Below are 17557 nucleotides of genomic sequence, written 5' to 3' on the forward strand. Positions count from 1 at the left end.
ACGCACTCTCGAAGCCTTGGAAGCCGAACTCAAACCAGCCCTCGACACCATCACCGCAAACGATGCCAAAGGCTGGATCAGGCACGCCGGCTATGTCCTACACTGAAACCAAAAACGCTTTAATTCATCGACAGGATCGCACTCGACTGTCCGAGGAAGTCCCTCCCGTGGGAGCGACCTCCAGGCCAGTACGATCCCAGATGTATGGTGCGATTTACGGACCTTGTGGCTATCAGCCGCCCTCCTCCAGACCTCCCGCCGATGATGAGGAAGCTTACGGTCATTCAGAGTGGGAAGCGGTGATTGAGCAGAGGGAACCTGAGCCCCGCACCTTTATTTGTCCGATATATTCACCCTAACTGAAGGGTCAGTCTGATGATCTGCCCATTCTGCAAGCAAGAGGTCGATGACCCCAGCCAGAATACCGCTGAGATGCAGCGGCGAGCCAGCGAACACATCGAGCAGTGCGATAGGGCTCTTAAAAGCCTGAAAGGGATCGTGTTCGGCTAACCGTGCCGGTTGGCGTAGCTCCGCTTTTTGGCAAGGTTCTTCTGCCCTTCGAGTGTCTTGGCGGGGGCAATCACCTCCCTGTAGCGGCGGGTGTGCTTCTTGAACGACGGTCGCATGCGCGCTTTCCCGGCCATAGACATTCTCCCTTCAGGGTCTGAAGCAGCGAACCATATTGGGCCGACCAAAAGCACCTTATCCTGAGTGGGTATGGGAGATCATCTGAGGGGCCAGATCAGAAGGCCATAAAATCATTTTGCTCGTGCAAACGCAGCGAGCAGAGAGGAAAGATGCCAACCTTCATCGGCTATGGCGAGTTCACCCGCGAGGCCATGCGGCTGTTCCAGAAGGGCGGCGAGGCAGCCCGCAGCTTCAAATTTGAACTAACCTGAAGTCGGAAAATGTAAGTCGCTGGCGTCGAGTGATTGTTATCTCTGTCGCCCAAACAGCGCGGCTATCAGGCCAGCCTGCTTGCGGACAGGCTCATGTTCATAATGGACTTGAAACGGCTCGGGGTCGGCCTCCGCTTCGGCTGATGGCTCAACCTCCGGGTTGTGGCAGGCGTCTGCTTCGAGCACAGGCTGCTCGTGAGCTTCTTGCGTGGTCGCCTCTGGTGTCGCTGCTGTCGTTAGAAGAGGCGTGGGCTCCTTTTCTACGTCCTGTTCTGCGGTGGTCAGCACCTCGATCCGACCGGGGAAGTCATTGCGGCACGCATACTGGACATAATCGTGGAAATTGGACCTGATCCGATGCGGTTGGTCGAGAATGACCTCATTCCGGACTTCGAGCACAAAGAACCGCCCTGCCTCAGTGGTCACGTCCACCCGCCTGACCACGCCTTCGGAGAAACTCCTCCATGGGCCGGGTGGATGGAAATGGACGCGAACCTCATCGCCAACCGCAAGCCTCATTGTCTTTGCCTCAGACATTCGGGCTCGGCACTCCTCTTCGCGGCAGGCGCTGCGAGGCCCATAACGCAGCTTGGGTGCGATTGGAGGCCCCGATCTTGCGCAGAATGGCTTTGACGTGGACCTTGATGGTGGCTTCCGTGATGTCGAGCTTGCGGGCGATGACTTTGTTGGGCTCCCCTTGCGTCAAGCATCCCAGGATTTCCATCTCCCGTGCGGAGAGCTTGCAAGCCTCCAAGTCAGGCAGCTTCGCCTCTGCTACACTGTCGTTCTGGAGCGGCTGATCCGAGGTTGTTCCAGCCGTGACAGAGCGAAGGATCGCCCAAGGCACCACAGGCTCGCCAAGCATCACCAGTTCCGACGATTTGATCAGTACCTCTGGCGCAGAGGCTGTGAGACAGAAGCCATCCACGCCCGCCGCGTGCCCGAGCCGCACCACGCTGAGATCGAACTGATCCGCCAGTGCCATGATCCGAGCCTGCGGGAACTGCTCTTTCACTTGCCTGACTATCTCGGCCAAGCGACGGGCGCTCTGATTGGCATCGACGATGACCAGGGCAGGCTGTGACGCTATCTGCGGGAGCCGTCCTGAGATCGTGACAGAAGTCGCCTCGACCACAGCAAACAAAGTTCCATGGAAGATGTTTTGAAGCCCTGAGCGGAGGAGGCGGTTGTCGCAGATCAAAGCCGTTGGGATCACTGGAGTGAGACTGCTGGACGGGGCGTCCGTATCCGGCGAGCGATCATGTACAAGCGTCAGTGTTTGCGAAGCCATGCGTTGCCCCCTGTTTGATTTTCCCTGTTAAGGGACCGTACACAGGCCGTCGAAGCTTCGTCTGTCTGGATGCCGACAGAAACTTGACCTGAAAAGAGTCCTGATAGCAGCATAAAATCACATTTCCGTGATCGAGCGTGGTACCGGCCCTGAGACGAGCGGTGAACCGCCGAACAGGTTAGAGGTTGGGGACAAAAAAGAAGCGCCCACTGCGGCGCTTGAAGGTTCCGGCCCGTGGGGGCAGATAGGCCGGTGAAATCGAAAGATCGTCAGCCTGCCGCCTGAAGGTCATCTGCCATGGCTGACGAGAGGTGCTTCTGGAGTTCGGCAACCAACATCACGTAAGGCTGACGGCGCTCATGGTGCCTTCGCTTCAAGGTATCCATGATCTGCTTCTTCAGCATGGGATCAGTTCGGCTGCGCTCCAGGCGCTGCATCTCATGCCGATGCTCAAAGTCGAGATTGGACAGAGTGCGCGATGTGCTCTGCCACAAAGCATGCAGATCGAAGGGTTGCTCTGCGCCGACAATCAGCCGGTTCAGCGCAGACGAGACATGCTGCTGGTTCTGCATTGTGGCCCTCGATTGGCCGTGCTGAGCCGCACCCTTGTTCAGGTGCTTAAGCTCAGCACGAACCAATTCTCAAGAAGCGGTTCATCCCTAAACTGTTTTACTTCAGCACACATTGACCATGCTGCGGCTCCTGAACACCTCTGGATGAGAGTTCAGATGGTTGGCGTCACCCGCCGATAGATGTTTGCTGAAGGCGTGCTGGGAAATACTGAAGTTGGATGCCCCTGTCTGTCTGAAACCCGACAAAGACAGTCACTATTTTGTATAGTCAGCTTGCCGCCGCAGGATAATCTACGCATTCGGTTCAATCTCGAAACAATACCGTTGCTGTTCGAGGCTTCTGAATTGTTCAAGGTCAGGCCGCAGTCGATCACCGATGAGATCTTTGGCCAGGGAGGTTTAGACGGCAGATATCACTTTGCCTTCGCAGGACGCTGCATTGTTGATCCTGCTCCAGCCGGGAAGAGGAGTTCGTTCCGCCTACATTCTATTGCGGCCCGCCTATCCGTATTCCCTCGCCTCATGGCCAACGCGAGGGGCAGACTTATCATGGAAGCAGGGCCGCTAATACGGTGGGACCAGCCGTTGTTCGACCAAGGGCGCACTCATCCGGAAGCGCAGACCCGCCCTGTCGTACCGGACCTCCACCTTGCCATTACACTGCATGGGCAGAACCCGCTGAAGCAGAGCCGAGCCAAACCCACAATGCTGCGGCTCGCTCACTGGAGGCCCGCCGTGCTCTCGCCATTCCAGATGGAGCTTTCGGACGCCCTCAACCTCAACAACATCCCACCGGATTTCAACATAGCCACCAGGAGCAGACAGAGCCCCGTACTGAACGGCGTTCGTGGTCAGTTCGTGAAGCGCCATGCCGACCGGCACCGCCAGATCCGCCGATAGCTCAACAGGCGGACCAAACAGCATGAAGCGGGGCACTCGGCTCTCAGCAAACGGCTTGAGTTCGTTGAGGACGATCTCCCGCAGCGGCGCGGTTTGCCAGTAGTCCTCGGTCAACAGGTTGTGGGTCTTCGCCAGGGAGGAGATACGTTTGGAGAACGAGCGATAGAACTCGCCAAAGCTGCCGGTGGACCGGCCTGTGGCTCCAACGAGGGCCTGAACCGTCGCCAAGGTGTTTTTCACCCGATGGTGAAGCTCGCGGACCAGCAAAGACTGCCGCTGCTCGACGCGGTGGCTCGCTTCCAATCGCTCATCCCGCTCGGCAATGGCACGGCGCAATTCCAATTGCGACATCACCTGTCGCGCGAGCAGGGGGAGGGTGGCAGCCTGCTCCTCTGTGAGGTCACGGGGCACATGAGCGAGCACACACAGGGCTCCCAAGGGAGCCCCATCGGGGGCTCTCAGCACCGCCCCGGCATAGAAGCGCAGGCGCGGCTCCCCTGTCACGAGAGGATTGCTGGCAAACCGAAGGTCTTTGGTCAGGTCCGGAACTACGGTCAGCCCCGGCTGGAGCATGGCGCTGAGGCAGATCGAGCGGTCGAGTGGCGTCTCGCGCATCCCAAGCCCCACCTCGGCCATGAACCACTGCCTGCGCTCGTCGATGAGGCTGATGAGAGCAATGGGAGCCTGACAGCAGTGAGCAGCAAGCTGTACCAGATCGTCGAATGCGGGCTCTGGCGGCGTGTCGAGAACCCGGTAGCTATGCAAGGTTGCAAGCCGGTCGCGCTCTGTCCAGGTGGGATGCCGTTGATCGTTCAACACGGGCCAGTTACCGCTGGGACCACTCGTGAGAACGTGCATAATTCGGGTAGGTTCAAGTGAAGTGGCTGATTTCCCCAAGCAATTTAGACGTAGCCGACCAGAAGCTGCTCGCAGGCTTGGAGCAGGACGGCAGAAGGGACCGGCTTCTCGATCCAAGTCACATGTTGAAACTCTGACAGAAGCTGGCGGTCCTCATGATGGCCTGAATAGATTAGGAACGGCACTTCACGGCGGCTAAGCTCCAGAGCAACCTCGCGGCAGGGTCCATCCTTCAGCGCCGCGTCCAGAATGGCTGTGTCAGGCGTCTCGGTCTGGAGCCATTCCAGGGCAGCAGCACAGGTGGTGAAGGGGCCAGCCACGTCATAGCCTGCATCCTGCAAATCATCCTGGAGATTGAGCGCAATCAGGGCTTCGTCCTCCAAGACGAGGACAAGCGGTCTGCCGTTGGCCTGCTTGGTCATCCGATAAGCCTTCGCCCATCCAGCTTGAATCTATCCTGAACATGCGAGCTTGACGATTACTTGTATTAAGTTAGCTGCCCTTCCCAGACCTTCTGCCCATAATGAGGAAGCTCACGATCATTCAGGGCGGGAAGGGTTGAGGAAGGTAGTGGTCAATGGCCCAGCCGATGGCTGGAGGTTGGACTATCAATCCTGCCGATAGACCTCCTGCCGATAGACCTGGAAACCCCCTTCCCGCCTCCGCTTTGCAGTACCAGCGCGGCGGTATGACCGCGTGTTGAACCGGACCTTCGATCCACCGCAGCCAAGCCCGAGCACACGCTGAACGAAAGGGTGGCCCTAAGAGTTGGAAAGACCTGAGCAGATCGCCGCAATCGGATCATCATCTCAACAGGAGAGTGATCATGGACGAGAAACAGGGAATGGGAGCCGGGCAAGCTGGAAACGTGCCGTCCAACGCTGCAAACCAGCCGGGTGGCAATAGAGACACGGCCCAAGGGAACCCTCAAGGAAGCGGGGGCGAAAGCTTGGTTGATCAGGCGAGGAACACCGCCGCTGATCTTGCAGGCCGTGCCTCCGATGTCGCCCGTGAGGCTTACGATCAAGGCCAGCGGTATGTCCGTGAAGCAGGCGACCACTATCCGCAGGCCCAGCGCTACTATCAGCGAGCCACACAGGCCGTCGAGCACCAATTCACTGAGGCCCCGCTCACATCGCTGCTGGCAGTGGGAGCAGTCGGCCTTGGGATGGCTTGGCTCATTGGTGGTCTGAGCAGAAGCCAGGAGCGTGCGCCATATCGTGGCAGGACCGGCAGGGATTATCCTGGTCAGCGCTCAGGCAAGCCGCTGATCGAGAGCGACCGGGTGGAAGGCACTGCCGTGTACGACCGCAGCGGCAGGCGCATCGGCACCGTCGAGCGGGTGATGATCGACAAGATCAGCGGACGGGTGGCCTATGCGGTGATGTCGTTTGGCGGCTTTTTTGGCGTGGGCACGAGCGAGTACGCCGTCCCCTGGCGCATGCTCGATTATGACCTCAGCTTGGGAGGATATCGTATCCAGATCACGGCAGAGCAGCTTCGGAGTGCGCCGAGTCTCTCCCGTGATCGCGGTCAGGACTGGCCGGATCGGGCGAGCGAGCAGGACCTGCACGACTACTATCAGGTGACCTACTACTGGCTCCTAACCTGACGGTTTGGACAGGCAAGCGGCAGAGGTAGTCCGCTCCCGGCCCTCTCAGAGGACCGGGGCTTAAGCACGAAGGGCGGTTCACGAAGGCGGTCCAGGGTGGTGATCCAGCCGTTGAACCCACGGATGAGGTCTTTCAGGGTAGGAAGAAGTGGGAAGGGCACAAGAAACCCCGTCCCCATACCTTTTTGGTGTCCCGAGATGCTCACGCAGAGACAGAGGTAAGCCATGGTCTGTGCATTCTGCAAGCAGGACGTGGACAATCCCTGCCACAACACGGTCAAGATGCAGTGGCGGGCCAGCGATCATATTGACTGCTGTGAGACAGCCTCAAGGGTGTCGTCTGGGGCTAACCGTGGCGGTTGGCGCAGCGGCGCTTCTTAGCAAGGTTCTTCTGCCCTTCGAGCATCCGATGGCCGGCATCTTCTTGATCTCAGGCGGGTCAGAAAAGGGTGCCCACCCATAAGTATTACCCCCATAGGCTGATTGCAGGGCACCCAGCGGCAGCCCATCTGCACGCGTAACCGGCACGCCATCAACCAAGAACAAGCCGAGGAAACACATGCCCACTAAAACAGAACATCAGTCTCACGCCAGAACCGGCGCGGTCCGGATGTACCGTTCCGAGCTTCTGCCATCACTGCAAACGCTCCTTGCGACATTGGCCGACATCGATTTCGAGCACGAGAGTGATATTGAGACCGTCAGGAATAGCTCGGCAGATGAGTGGCTGAAGCAGACAGTGATCGGAAAGCTGCAAGAGCGGCATCAGGAGCGGCGGGCTCCCTACCTTCAACACCTTGAACGCTTGGAGAAGCAGATTCTGACACGGGCTGCTTGACCGACACAACCCTGGACGCCGATAGAGCCCCTCAACCCCGTTCAGCAAAAAGCCATCAGGCACTTGGGCCAGCCGCTCCTCGTTCGACGGATCGGTTGGTAGGGATCAGCATTGGCGCGAGCAATCTTCTTAAGCATCTGGGAACCGACACATGACAGCGCGTGACGCGGGCACAAAGACAACCGTGCTGCTGGTGGAGAACGAACCCGTGGTTCGCACGGGCGTGGCCACTGTGCTGAACGAAGCCGGATTTGATGTTATTGCGACCGATACCATACCCGAGGCGTGGACCACGCTTGAGACACGGCCTGATGTGCGGGTACTGTTCGCCGATCTTGATGTCTCGACCAAAGCGGAGGGCCTGGAGCTTGCGCGAAAGGTTCACGACCGCTGGCCCTCCGTGGGGCTGGTAATCACGTCGGGCCAGCTTCGGCATCTACGCCCCATCGATATTCCGGGAGACGGGTGCTTTCTGCCACGCCCATTTCCGAAGGATACGCTGCTGCACGAGGTCAGAGTGGCGGCGCACCAGTAGGCAACGTCAGGAGCAATCAAGCCAGTGGATGTTCGTCTCTGTTGCTGCTCCGGAAAGAGTGTAGTCTCTCTGGCCCATTCCGCCGTGCTGAATGCAGATCGGCCCCTTCCGTGGCCTCGTCCATTGGACCTGTTCTGCCCAGGCAAGATCTGGCAGCCACTCGCATGCCCGGTCCGAGCCTGGATGTTCCTGTCGGTGCTATGCGAACCTCGTCCCTCTTCGTAGGCAGGAGACAACACGGAACCATCCTTGCCCTTCTGCACTGATACCGATTCCGTGCTCGTGCGGCTGAGGGATCAGCCATGCCCGATGACCCAGAGAGGACTTGCAGGAGTTGTGTCAGCGAATAGCCACTGAGGGTCTGCCGAGGCTCTCGGCAGAGGCATTGCGCTCATTCAAGCGGCAGGACCGGCACCGTCCCAAGCTCGTGCAGCCGACCGCTATCAAGCCTCCTCTGAGCCTTTCGCAGGAGGCTCTTCGGCTGTTCCATGAGAAAGGTGATTCCAACTGGCCATGGCGGCATCGGCGATAGCCTGATGCACCGACTAACCCCCAGCTTTGTAGCACCCCCGGTTGTCGTTTATCCTGCCTCATCACAAGACCAGGAGTAGATGCGACTATGAGCTACGTCCAGCAGGTGCTCCAGCCGGGCGAGACCCTGCGGTTCCAGACCAACATTCACTGGTTCGTCTACCTCTATGCCATTGTCGCTCTGGTGATCGCCCTGATATTCCTGATCTCATATTACGCTGACCCGAGCATGAATATCCTGCTGCTCTATGGGGCCGGAGTGTTCGGGATCGCCGCCGTCGTGCTCGCCATTCCGGCTTGGCTCAAACGGTTTGGAACGGAGATCGCTGTGACGGACCGGCGCATCATCGCCAAGACCGGGTTGATCCAGCGCCACACCACCGAGGTTAACATGGACAAGGTGGAGAGTGTGGATGTGGACCAATCCATCTTTGGGCGGCTGTTTGGCTACGGCTCAATCACCGTCCGAGGCACGGGCGAAGGCATCGCGACTTTGCACAACATCGCTCACCCGCTGGAGTTTCGGAACAAGGTCATGGTTCGCTGACGATCTGCACGGTTCAGGCTGATCTACGTTCCAGGATTACAGAAGAATTTCTAACCTATGTTAATGGCTTAGGTGAAACCAAGACCGCCGCAGCCGGTTCTGCTCCGATAACGTCCGAAAGCAATTTGGTTAAAAGATAAGCCAGAGGCCAGTGACTTCGATGCACTCGCCCGAGGATAGCCGCATGACATGGATCGCCACAGCCGACCGCTGGGTTGGCCTAAAGCTTGCTGAAGTGATTGGACGCGACCTTCGGTCCCTCTACTCCGAAGTCCTCCACATGCCTCTCCCAGAAAACCTCACAGCCATCGTCGAGCGGCTGGAGGTCTATGAGAGGGGAGATCATGGCCGGTAAGCTCCTCTCCTCCCCGTTTCGACACTGGCACCCACTGGAGACAGCCCCACAGGACGGGACGCCTGTTCTTCTGTTTACCCAATGGCACGACTGGGTGGTTGGGCACTGGTCGCCCGAGCGCAGCGTCTGGATTGATGCGAGCCACGGGATCGTGGTGGCTGTGTGCTGGATGCCGCTCCCCGACCCACCTGAAATGGAGGTCGAAAATGACACCAAGTGTTTTGACGCGGCGGATTATGTCGGTCGCCACTCAGGCATTCTGGTCTCAGGATGACCTGCTCTATGAGCTTCAGATCACCCTCGCGGCGCTGGCCGATGTCGAGTACCGCTATGAACGTGATCGCGAGCGGCTGGTACAACGGTTTGGCCCTGGTGCCGTCAAGCAGCCCCTGTGGGCTGAACGGGAGAGACGCCATGAGGCAGAACGCGAGCCCTACCAGCGCAAACTCGAACAGCTTCAACGGAGAATGAGACGGAGCTTGTTCTCTGGGCTGTGAGGAGCACCGGGAGGGCAGAACCCAGGTCATCATGGTCACGGAAGAAGCCTACCTTCTCGGGACCTCAGACGGTGGAAGGGAGCGCACCGAAGCCGAGTTCGCGGCCCTATTCGCCCGATGTGGGTTCAATGTAATCCTTGTCCAACCGACAAGATCGCCCTTCTCCCTCGTTGAGGCGTTATCCGTGTAGATCCTGAACCTCCTCGTGACCGGTACCGGGCGGTGCTTTAGATACGTGACCTCATCGACAATATTCGCACTCTCAATCTGCCGCCTTCTTGCCCTCGATCAAACGGTTCACAAGACCCTCTGGCCAAACGGCTATGCGTGAGATCTCCCTCAAACTGTTTTCCTCAATGATGTAGTCGAAGGTCGGGACCGACTTCGACGACGATGATCGGAGCCCCTGAGTGGATGCGGACGATTGTGCCACGACGCCCGTCTGGTAGGTCGATTGTGTCAAGTTCTTTCATCGCGCTTCCTCACGCGACCATTACACAACCGTCTAACAAAGCGCTATGGCATGGTGGACCGATGGTTATACGACTGCTGCTGATCTGGATCAGCAGCAGTCAGAGCACCTTTCGCGCTTAGTTGCCTGCAAGTTTAAGATCAGCCAGCGAGCCCGCATAGAAGGTCACATTGTGGAAGGCGTTTCGGGCAATCTCCTCGGCTGCCGCCTTTGCTTGGGCTGCATCCTTTCCGAACACGATGATGCGCGTGTTGTGATCCTCCATGGGCAAGCGCCCGTCGTCCTTTGCCTTGACGACCTCTTCTTTGGGCAGGTGCCGTGAGCCGCTGATGCTTCCAGACTTGAATTCGTCGGCGGTTCGCACATCCAGGAACACCGCCGTCTTGTCGCCCTCGCGCACGTAGCGAATGCCGTCAGGCTCGATCTGCATCACACCCACCAGCGCCCGCCAGACGGGAGCACCAAGCTGATACCGGCGCACATTCGTGTAGCCTGCCCCACTCAGTTCCTCGGCCAGCCGCTTGCTTTTCCCGCAGAACGGGCCATTGCAGTACAGGACGATGGCGGCATCCTTCTTCTCGTTCAGGATGCGCCCGATCTCGGCAATATCGGAAACGTAAACCGACATGGGCACTCCCGCCTTGGGAGCGACGTTGAGGGCACCGGGAATATGGCTGACCGCGAACTCCAGATGCGGGCGCGCATCAAAGACCGTTGCACTGCCGTCAACCAAGATTTGGCGCAACTCGTCGGTCGAAACCTCGGCTGTTTTCTCTTTGGGCTGGGCCAGCGTCGCCTTCATGATGTCGGAGGCAGGCTGGGCCTGAGAGGGTCCTATGAAAGGAGTCGTGGCAAGAACAGCAAGAGAGCCGACCAGCACGAGACAGGATAGCATCGAGATGCGGGACACAGGCAACCTCCATATGTTGGAGCGGACGCCTGTTGTGGATCGAGGAGCCTTGATGCTGTTGTGCTCGACCAGACGCGAGGCGCGACGGTGACCCTCAAAGGTGGGTCAAGGCACTGCCGTCCCATATCTTTGGCTATTGCGCCTGCGGACGCGCGGCAGCAGAAACACAGTTTCTATCGAAAGATGATACTCCTCGACAATCCCAAGAGAAAGGCTGCATTCGCTGTATCGGCAAAGCCTGAGCCACTAACCTACTGCTGGCCCAACTCTGCCGTGACCGTCCGCATCTACCTAATGCCTCCGGTCAAGCTTGGCTGCCGAGTCTCGCCTTATCTCAGATCCAGGCTGGACACCTTTCTCAGGCGCAAGCTGAATCGGATCAGGTACTGCACCGAGGGTCCGATGGGTCCGCAGGAGCATAAGATCGAGCGGCTGCTGCAATCGTCTCGACTAAGGTGGCGCGTGGTTTCTGGCTAATATGTTAAAACTGTACCGAGACCACGATACTGGCTGAGGGCTCTCTCATCAGATGCTCCACTTCATCCTGTCCCTGCGCTGGGTCACCCTCGTCGCTGCTCTCGGGGCTGCACTCGGGGCCATGCTGATGTTTTTCGAGGGCTGCCTGAAATTGGTATATGCCCTGGAGATGGTTGTTGAGCCGAGCGTCGCCACCGAAACGTCGGTCATTGCCACAGTGATGCAAGCCACGGATGCGTTCCTGTTTGGCCTCGTCCTGATTGTGTTCGCCTATGCGATCACCTTCGGCTTTGCCTTTAACCTTCCCAATAGCGTTCGAGCCAAGGCACCGCTGTGGATGCACATTGAGGGTCTCGGAGAAATCAAGATCACCTTGATCCAGATGGTCCTGGTCTACTTGGTGGTGGATTTCGTAACCGACGTAGTGGAGGTCGGGACGCGCATTACCTGGGAGATGCTCGTGAAACCGACTGCCATTGTCTTGATCGCGGGAGCCCTTCGTCTGCTTGGCACCGCGCACCTGGATGATCAGCCGGATATTTCCGGACAGCCTCGGCGATCATCCGAGACAGCCCAGCACCTCGCTGAAAAATGATTACTGGCGCTCCCGCGATCATCCCCGCCTGTCTGATGCTCCTGTCAGGGTATGATCTTGAGCACATCTTCGACGCAGAGCGCTGAGTTGTGAGCCACGATAGCTACCATCTCAGCGTAGGAGAGATGGCTGTCGCCCCCTGCCCCGTCTGAGATGGTGCGGATGATGTAGACTCCCTTGCCAAAGCGGCGGGCCACTTCGAGCACCGCCGTGGACTCCATATCCACTATGTCGCCGCCAACGGCTTGCTTGCACGTTAACTGTGAGAAGGAAGTTGGCCCGACTTGCCAATGACTTTCCGGAGTTCGCCGATGAGGCGGGCAGGCGCGACAGGTTTGGAGAGCACAATCAGATCGGGATGGCGTCGGCGGACATCCTCTGGACAGCACCCCCCGTGTAGACCACGGTTGGAATACCGCGTGCGCTCAGCGCCTCCAGCACAGGGGTGACGGGACCATCGCTGAGGTTCACGTCGAGCAAGGCCGCATTCAGTGGTGGACTATCCTTGATGACCCGTCGAGCCTCGCTGACGGTCGCCGCCGGTCCGACTGGTACTCCTTCAGCCTCGGTGAGGAGATCGCTGATCGTCGCGGCCACAAGCGCCTCGTCCTCCACCACGAGAACTCGGCATCACGCCAACATGGCCTCTCTCCTTGGTAGGTGCGGACAAACGAGAGTCCCGATGGAATGTTCCTCATTGTGGGCTGATGACAGTCCCGTTGCTGCCGAGTGCTCTTGGAACCATTAGGGCCAAGCTTGGCTGCCGGATTTCGCCGACGCCAGATCCAGGCTGGACACCACACTCAGCCCGCAGCAGAATCTCACCTGGAACTGCACCGAGGGTCTGATGGGTCCGCAGGAGCACAAGGTCGAGCGGCGACCAACGCCGTAAGCTTCCTACACCCTGTATATCCCAGTCGGGGAGCCGAGCCATGGCAGTTGAGACCCATTATGCCAAGAGCGGCGACCTCCGGATTGCCTATCAGGTGGTCGGCAGCGGACCACTCGATCTCATCTGGGTTCCAGGGTTCATTTCCAATCTCGACCTCTACTGGGAGGAACCGACCTTAGCTCATCTCCTCTCTCGCCTGAGTTCATTCAGCCGCCTCATCCTCTTCGATAAACGTGGAACCGGTCTGTCGGACCGGATTGGGAACCTGCCCACCCTTGAAGAACGAATGGACGACGTTCGAGCCGTCATGGACGCGGTGGACAGCCGAAGAGCGACCCTGTTCGGCATTTCGGAGGGAGGCGCAATGAGCATGCTCTTTGCAGCGACCTACCCAGAACGAACTCAGTCGCTGGCTCTTTACGGAAGCTACGCCCACTTTCATACCTGGGTGCTGCCGCCGGACCGCTTCGAGTCATTTTTGGACAGAATTGAGCAAGCGTGGGGGAAGGATGCCAGTCTGAACGCCTTCGCACCGAGCAAAGCTACGGACGAACGCTTCAAAGAGTGGTGGGGCCGTTTCGAGCGGCTGAGTGCCAGTCCCTCGGCTGCCATCACGCTCATGCGGATGAACAGCCAGATCGACATTCGGCATATCCTGCCCGCTATCCGTGTTCCGACCCTGATCCTCCATCGCTCAGGAGATACACGGGTCAATATCGAGGGAGGACGTTATCTTGCAGCCAATATCGCAGGAGCCAAATACGTGGAGTTGCCAGGGCATGATCACGTCATGTGGGCTGGCGACGTGGACCCGGTGGCTGATGAGATCGAGGAATTTCTCACCGGCACCCACAGCGAGATCGAACCCGACCGGGTGCTCGCCACCGTGCTGTTTACAGACCTCGTGGGCTCCACGACACGGGCAGAAGAGATGGGTGACCGGCGCTGGCGTGTTCTTCTCGACGAGCATGATCAGATCGTTCGGCGCGAGATCGACCGCTTCAGAGGACGTGAGATCAAAAGCCTTGGAGATGGCTTTCTGGCGACGTTCGATGGCCCAGCCCGAGCCGTCCGGTGCGCCAGCGCGATCATAGAGGCCCTGCACGCATTGGGTCTGGAGGTCCGCTGCGGCGTCCATACAGGTGAGATCGAGATGAAGGGTGAGGACATCGGCGGCATCGCGGTTCACATTGCAGCCCGTATCGCTGCGCTGGCAGACGGGGGTCAGGTGCTCGTGTCGCGAACGGTGCGCGATCTGGTGGCCGGGTCCAGTCTGCGGCTGGAGGAGCGGGGCACTTATGCCCTCAAGGGCTTGAGTGAGAGCATGGCTTTGTTCGCTGCTGTGACCGAGCGGGGGACCTGACCAGCTTTGACGCCTTCTCAGCCATAAAGGAGAGCGAACATGACTATGGGGATGCTTACAGGGATGGAGGCCCCCGATGGAAGGCCGCAGTGATAACGTCGTGCAGATCGGCAGCTTGGAACTCCACTTCTTGGTCGATGAAACCCAAGGCTCGGGAAGCGTCGTGATGTTCGAGTTCCTGGTCCCAGCCAACGCGCGGGTGCCAGCCCCGCATTATCATCGCGACGTGGATGAAGTGGTCTATGGACTGGAGGGAATACTCACGACCACCCTTGATGGTCAGAAGCACGAGCTTCGGAAAGGCGACAGCCTCCTCCTGCCCCGTGGCAGTGTCCATCACCATGAGAACCTGCACTCTGAGACGGCACGGGCTCTGATCGTCCTAACGCCCGGCTCTATCGGGCGGCGCTACTTCGAGGAAGTGGCCCAAGAGATCAACGTGCCGGGCAAGCCGGATCTGGCAAAGATTAAGGAGATCATGCTTCGCTATGGTCTGGTGCCAGCCTGACTGAACGTGTCAGCGAAGCTTGATGGCTGGAGCCGTCGCGCCGCTCCGACAGGCGAGCAGAAGCGGAACAGGGCTGCACTCGCTCGGAAGCACTAAACACGTGTGCCCTTGGGTCGATCAGAAGCCCGAGACAGCCAGTTCAGCTTGCTATGAGGCTGCAAGCGCCGCACAGGACCGGAACACCGACCGCGCTTCGTCCATGATTTCATGCACGATCTCGGCGGCCCCTTGGACACGCTTGACCAGCCCAACACCCTGACCAGCCCACAGCGAAAGGGCCTCAATGTCACCGGTAGCATCCGTGCCCGGTGTGACTGCCCTGTACCGCTCAAGTTCGCCGCGCGACGGCGAGGTCGCCAGCACCTCTCCCTCGCCGGGTCGGCTGCCGGGCGCCGGGCAGCCCGCCGCCTCCCATGCCCGAACGGTTGAATTTCTGAGCACCCGATGCGGAGCATTTGGCCCGCCAACATCAAACAATTGCATGTAGACCGTGTCCACCCCGTTCGCCTGAAGCAGAAGCTCCCGATAGTGGGGGTGGATGGCGGCTTCTTTCGCGGCGAGGAATCGGGTGCCGATCCACGCGCCGGAAGCTCCGAGGGCGAGCACGGCTGCGAGACCTCGCCCATCGGCGATCCCTCCCGCGGCCACGACCGGGGTCGGAGCAACCGCATCAACCACGCTCGGGATCAGGCATAGGGAAGTCATTTGTCCGCGCACATGTCCGCCCGCCTCCCAGCCTTGCGCCACAATGATGTCCACTCCAGCCTCGACGGCTTGCCGCGCATCTACCGCGTCTGGCGCTGTATGGAGGACCACCGCGCCAGCCTCGTGAATGCGTCCGACCAGCGGGGCCGGATCACCCCAGAACAGGGAGATGATCGAGACACCTTCCTCAAGACAGGCAGCCAATCGCTCCTGCTGATCAAAAGTCAGGTTCAGATTGACCCCGAAAGGCCGTTGCGTCAGCGCCTTCGTCTCACGGATCTGGCGGCGGACCCCGTCGAGATCAACGAACCAGAGAGCCAGCATTCCGAGCCCGCCCGCATTGCTTACCGCTGCCGCAAGCTCTGGACAACCCGCCCCGCCCAGGGGGGCCTGGATGATCGGAACGTCGATGCCTAACTTCTCACAGAGATTGGTTCTCATGGTGAACGCTCCTCAGAGATCTCGTCTCAGTCTGTTAAAGCATGCGCCAAAGGCTTTCTGCGGTCACCGAGCCGCACAAGCCGGTACGCACGAGAGCCGACTTTGCTTTTCCTGTGATATCCGCGTCCACCTAATGCTCTGGTCAAGGCATAATCCTAAGCAGATCCTCGACGCAGAGTGCCGAGTTGTGGGCCACGATGGCCACCATCTCAGAATAGGAGAGATGGCTGTCATCCCCTGCCCCGTCCGAAATGGTGCGGATGATATACGCTCCCTTACCGAAACGGCGGGCGACTTCCATCACCGCCGCTGACTCCATGTCCACGATGTCTCCACCGAGGTCCCAAAGACGGGCTCTGGCGTCCTGGCAGTTGATGAATACGTCGCCGGACACCACTGCCCCAAGGTGAATGGTCAGCTTGTCGGCCATCCGGTCCCGGAGTTTCTCCAACGTTTGCTCAACCTGGGCTGGGACACGCGGAAGGTCCCGCAAGGGCTGAGCAATCCCCGGCAGCGGGAGGTCGCCGACCGGAACACAGGTGAAGACGCCGTTGCTGATGAGCCCGTAATCATGCGTGGCTCCTCTGGTGACGAGCACCACTGAGCCGACCTCAAGATCGGTTAGGGCTCCCGCCACGCCCGAGAAGATCAGATCCTCGCCCTCGAAGGTCGTGAATAGGATCGTCGCCAGCGTGGCGGCGTTGACCTTTCCAATACCAGAGTGGGACAGGACGATAGGTCGGGAGCGGTTCGGGAAATACCCCTTCCAGAACTGAAACCCAGCAAGGGTGGTCGGCTCCCCGTCAAACTCGAAGCGGTGGTGAAGAGCGTCGAGTTCCTCAGGAGTCGCACAGAGAATGCCTGTTGTCATCGAAGCTGTAATACCCGAAGTTCTGACCCTGGACGGGGATTTAGCAACGACGGCACACCGCCGATCCTGCTTGTCCGAGGCTATATATAAAAGGGCGGATTGACCGCCCCTCAGAGATGAACTGGCTGCGCCATCTCTACATTTCAAATTATGGCAGGAGGACTAAAGGCTGCGTAGGCTCCATCCCACCTCGCCAGTTCGTCTGTTACGGACACAGGTATGCTTCCTTCGTCCACAATCACATGCCGTTCCAAGGTCAACCATTCGTCCTCATGGACCCCGGCAAGCAAGACTCGGGCGTCGGTATAGCCATTTAGATTGTGGTCGAACTTGAGGACGACCTCGCCCGTGATCGGGCTTACGTAATAGCCGTTGTACTTGCCCTCGACCGCAATCGTATCCGTGTTGCCCTCCTCACGGCCAAGCGCCTTGATGACATCGTATCCCGAGTGTGAGCCGAAGTAGAAAGTGTCGTCGCCCCATCCACCATCGAGGAAATCGTGTCCACGTCCGCCGTCTACGATGTCGTCCCCGAACTTTGCATAGATATGGTCATGACCACCAAGGCTCCTGATGACATCATTCCCGTCATTGGGATCGTCAGTTGACCTTGTGCCATAGAGAATATCTCCCTCTTCACTCACAGGATCCGTGGGGCCTGCTGTAAGAATATAATTGTAAGCCATGGCTATTCCTCCTAAAGGAGAATGGGGTCTGGCACTTACAAGGACGGTTTCATTCTATCACAAGCAGGCCAAGCGACAGCTAATGATCTTCACGGAGGTGGTGTAACATAGGGTGATGTCGATCCTCGTGAGGAGGCGCGCGATGGATGACGACGTTTGGCGGCCGACGCATCTGACATCCGAGCAGATGGAGGAGCGGCGT

General features: G+C 58.9%; 21 protein-coding genes. 9 read left to right on the plus strand and 12 right to left on the minus strand.

Annotated features, from left to right (window positions below; translation table 11 throughout):
- Positions 1–506 precede the first annotated feature (506 nt).
- The 6 genes from ACS5Q1_RS38595 to ACS5Q1_RS38620 all read right to left on the minus strand — a co-directional run bounded on the left by ACS5Q1_RS38595 (position 507) and on the right by ACS5Q1_RS38620 (position 4942).
- Positions 507–644, minus strand: coding sequence for a hypothetical protein (locus ACS5Q1_RS38595; protein ID WP_473103202.1), 138 nt, complete (start codon positions 642–644; stop codon positions 507–509).
- Positions 645–935: 291 nt separating this feature from the next.
- Positions 936–1325 (minus strand): hypothetical protein, encoded by a 390-nt coding sequence (locus ACS5Q1_RS38600; protein WP_473103203.1) that lies wholly within the window; start codon positions 1323–1325, stop codon positions 936–938.
- Between the two features lie 103 nt (positions 1326–1428).
- Positions 1429–2190, minus strand: a complete 762-nt coding sequence (locus ACS5Q1_RS38605) for a LuxR C-terminal-related transcriptional regulator (RefSeq protein ID WP_473103204.1) — start codon at positions 2188–2190, stop codon at positions 1429–1431.
- Between the two features lie 269 nt (positions 2191–2459).
- Positions 2460–2762: a hypothetical protein gene (locus ACS5Q1_RS38610; RefSeq protein ID WP_473103205.1), complete on the minus strand. Its 303-nt coding sequence runs from the start codon at positions 2760–2762 to the stop codon at positions 2460–2462.
- Between the two features lie 564 nt (positions 2763–3326).
- Positions 3327–4481 (minus strand): sensor histidine kinase, encoded by a 1155-nt coding sequence (locus ACS5Q1_RS38615; RefSeq protein ID WP_473103206.1) that lies wholly within the window; start codon positions 4479–4481, stop codon positions 3327–3329.
- An 83-nt stretch (positions 4482–4564) separates the two neighbouring features.
- Complete coding sequence (locus ACS5Q1_RS38620) at positions 4565–4942, minus strand: response regulator (RefSeq protein ID WP_473103207.1); 378 nt, start codon at positions 4940–4942, stop codon at positions 4565–4567.
- A gap of 404 nt (positions 4943–5346) precedes the next feature.
- Here ACS5Q1_RS38620 and ACS5Q1_RS38625 point away from each other — a divergent pair, with 404 nt between their 5' ends.
- From ACS5Q1_RS38625 to ACS5Q1_RS38650, 6 genes are all read left to right on the plus strand, one after another.
- A complete protein-coding gene (locus tag ACS5Q1_RS38625) occupies positions 5347–6132 on the plus strand; it encodes a PRC-barrel domain-containing protein (RefSeq protein ID WP_473103208.1) in 786 nt (261 codons plus the stop codon).
- A 559-nt stretch (positions 6133–6691) separates the two neighbouring features.
- Complete coding sequence (locus tag ACS5Q1_RS38630) at positions 6692–6970, plus strand: hypothetical protein (RefSeq protein WP_473103209.1); 279 nt, start codon at positions 6692–6694, stop codon at positions 6968–6970.
- Positions 6971–7121: 151 nt separating this feature from the next.
- The gene (locus tag ACS5Q1_RS38635; protein ID WP_473103210.1) at positions 7122–7505 is read left to right on the plus strand and encodes a response regulator; all 384 of its coding nucleotides are present in this window, start codon (positions 7122–7124) and stop codon (positions 7503–7505) included.
- Positions 7506–8124: 619 nt separating this feature from the next.
- Positions 8125–8583: a PH domain-containing protein gene (locus ACS5Q1_RS38640; RefSeq protein WP_473103211.1), complete on the plus strand. Its 459-nt coding sequence runs from the start codon at positions 8125–8127 to the stop codon at positions 8581–8583.
- 184 nt (positions 8584–8767) lie between these two features.
- Complete coding sequence (locus tag ACS5Q1_RS38645; protein WP_473103212.1) at positions 8768–8938, plus strand: NepR family anti-sigma factor; 171 nt, start codon at positions 8768–8770, stop codon at positions 8936–8938.
- A gap of 206 nt (positions 8939–9144) precedes the next feature.
- The gene (locus tag ACS5Q1_RS38650; RefSeq protein ID WP_473103213.1) at positions 9145–9435 is read left to right on the plus strand and encodes a hypothetical protein; all 291 of its coding nucleotides are present in this window, start codon (positions 9145–9147) and stop codon (positions 9433–9435) included.
- A 590-nt stretch (positions 9436–10025) separates the two neighbouring features.
- On the opposite strand, the gene ACS5Q1_RS38655 is transcribed toward ACS5Q1_RS38650, so the two are convergent.
- Positions 10026–10817, minus strand: coding sequence for a rhodanese-like domain-containing protein (locus tag ACS5Q1_RS38655; protein WP_473103214.1), 792 nt, complete (start codon positions 10815–10817; stop codon positions 10026–10028).
- A 529-nt stretch (positions 10818–11346) separates the two neighbouring features.
- On the opposite strand from ACS5Q1_RS38655, the gene ACS5Q1_RS38660 reads away from it, so the two are divergent.
- Entirely contained in the window at positions 11347–11889 is a 543-nt protein-coding gene (locus ACS5Q1_RS38660) for a YqhA family protein (protein WP_473103215.1), read from the plus strand.
- A gap of 44 nt (positions 11890–11933) precedes the next feature.
- On the opposite strand, the gene ACS5Q1_RS38665 is transcribed toward ACS5Q1_RS38660, so the two are convergent.
- Together ACS5Q1_RS38665 and ACS5Q1_RS38670 are read right to left on the minus strand one after the other, a co-directional pair.
- On the minus strand, positions 11934–12278 hold the full coding sequence (locus ACS5Q1_RS38665) for a 5'-methylthioadenosine/S-adenosylhomocysteine nucleosidase family protein (RefSeq protein ID WP_473103216.1): 345 nt from the start codon (positions 12276–12278) through the stop codon (positions 11934–11936).
- The gene (locus tag ACS5Q1_RS38670; protein ID WP_473103217.1) at positions 12238–12486 is read right to left on the minus strand and encodes a response regulator; all 249 of its coding nucleotides are present in this window, start codon (positions 12484–12486) and stop codon (positions 12238–12240) included. The genes ACS5Q1_RS38665 and ACS5Q1_RS38670 overlap by 41 nt, the downstream gene beginning before the upstream one ends.
- 335 nt (positions 12487–12821) lie before the next feature.
- On the opposite strand from ACS5Q1_RS38670, the gene ACS5Q1_RS38675 reads away from it, so the two are divergent.
- Positions 12822–14144: an adenylate/guanylate cyclase domain-containing protein gene (locus ACS5Q1_RS38675; protein WP_473103218.1), complete on the plus strand. Its 1323-nt coding sequence runs from the start codon at positions 12822–12824 to the stop codon at positions 14142–14144.
- Positions 14145–14220: 76 nt separating this feature from the next.
- Positions 14221–14652 (plus strand): cupin domain-containing protein, encoded by a 432-nt coding sequence (locus ACS5Q1_RS38680; RefSeq protein WP_473103219.1) that lies wholly within the window; start codon positions 14221–14223, stop codon positions 14650–14652.
- A gap of 147 nt (positions 14653–14799) precedes the next feature.
- Here the strand turns inward: ACS5Q1_RS38680 and ACS5Q1_RS38685 are convergent, their stop codons facing one another.
- From ACS5Q1_RS38685 to ACS5Q1_RS38695, 3 genes are all read right to left on the minus strand, one after another.
- Complete coding sequence (locus ACS5Q1_RS38685) at positions 14800–15798, minus strand: NAD(P)H-dependent flavin oxidoreductase (RefSeq protein ID WP_473103220.1); 999 nt, start codon at positions 15796–15798, stop codon at positions 14800–14802.
- Between the two features lie 142 nt (positions 15799–15940).
- Complete coding sequence (gene mtnN, locus ACS5Q1_RS38690; protein ID WP_473103221.1) at positions 15941–16669, minus strand: 5'-methylthioadenosine/S-adenosylhomocysteine nucleosidase; 729 nt, start codon at positions 16667–16669, stop codon at positions 15941–15943.
- 143 nt (positions 16670–16812) lie between these two features.
- The gene (locus tag ACS5Q1_RS38695; protein ID WP_473103222.1) at positions 16813–17355 is read right to left on the minus strand and encodes a hypothetical protein; all 543 of its coding nucleotides are present in this window, start codon (positions 17353–17355) and stop codon (positions 16813–16815) included.
- Between the last annotated feature and the right edge of the window lie 202 nt (positions 17356–17557).

Source organism: Microvirga sp. GN3 (assembly GCF_055792825.1).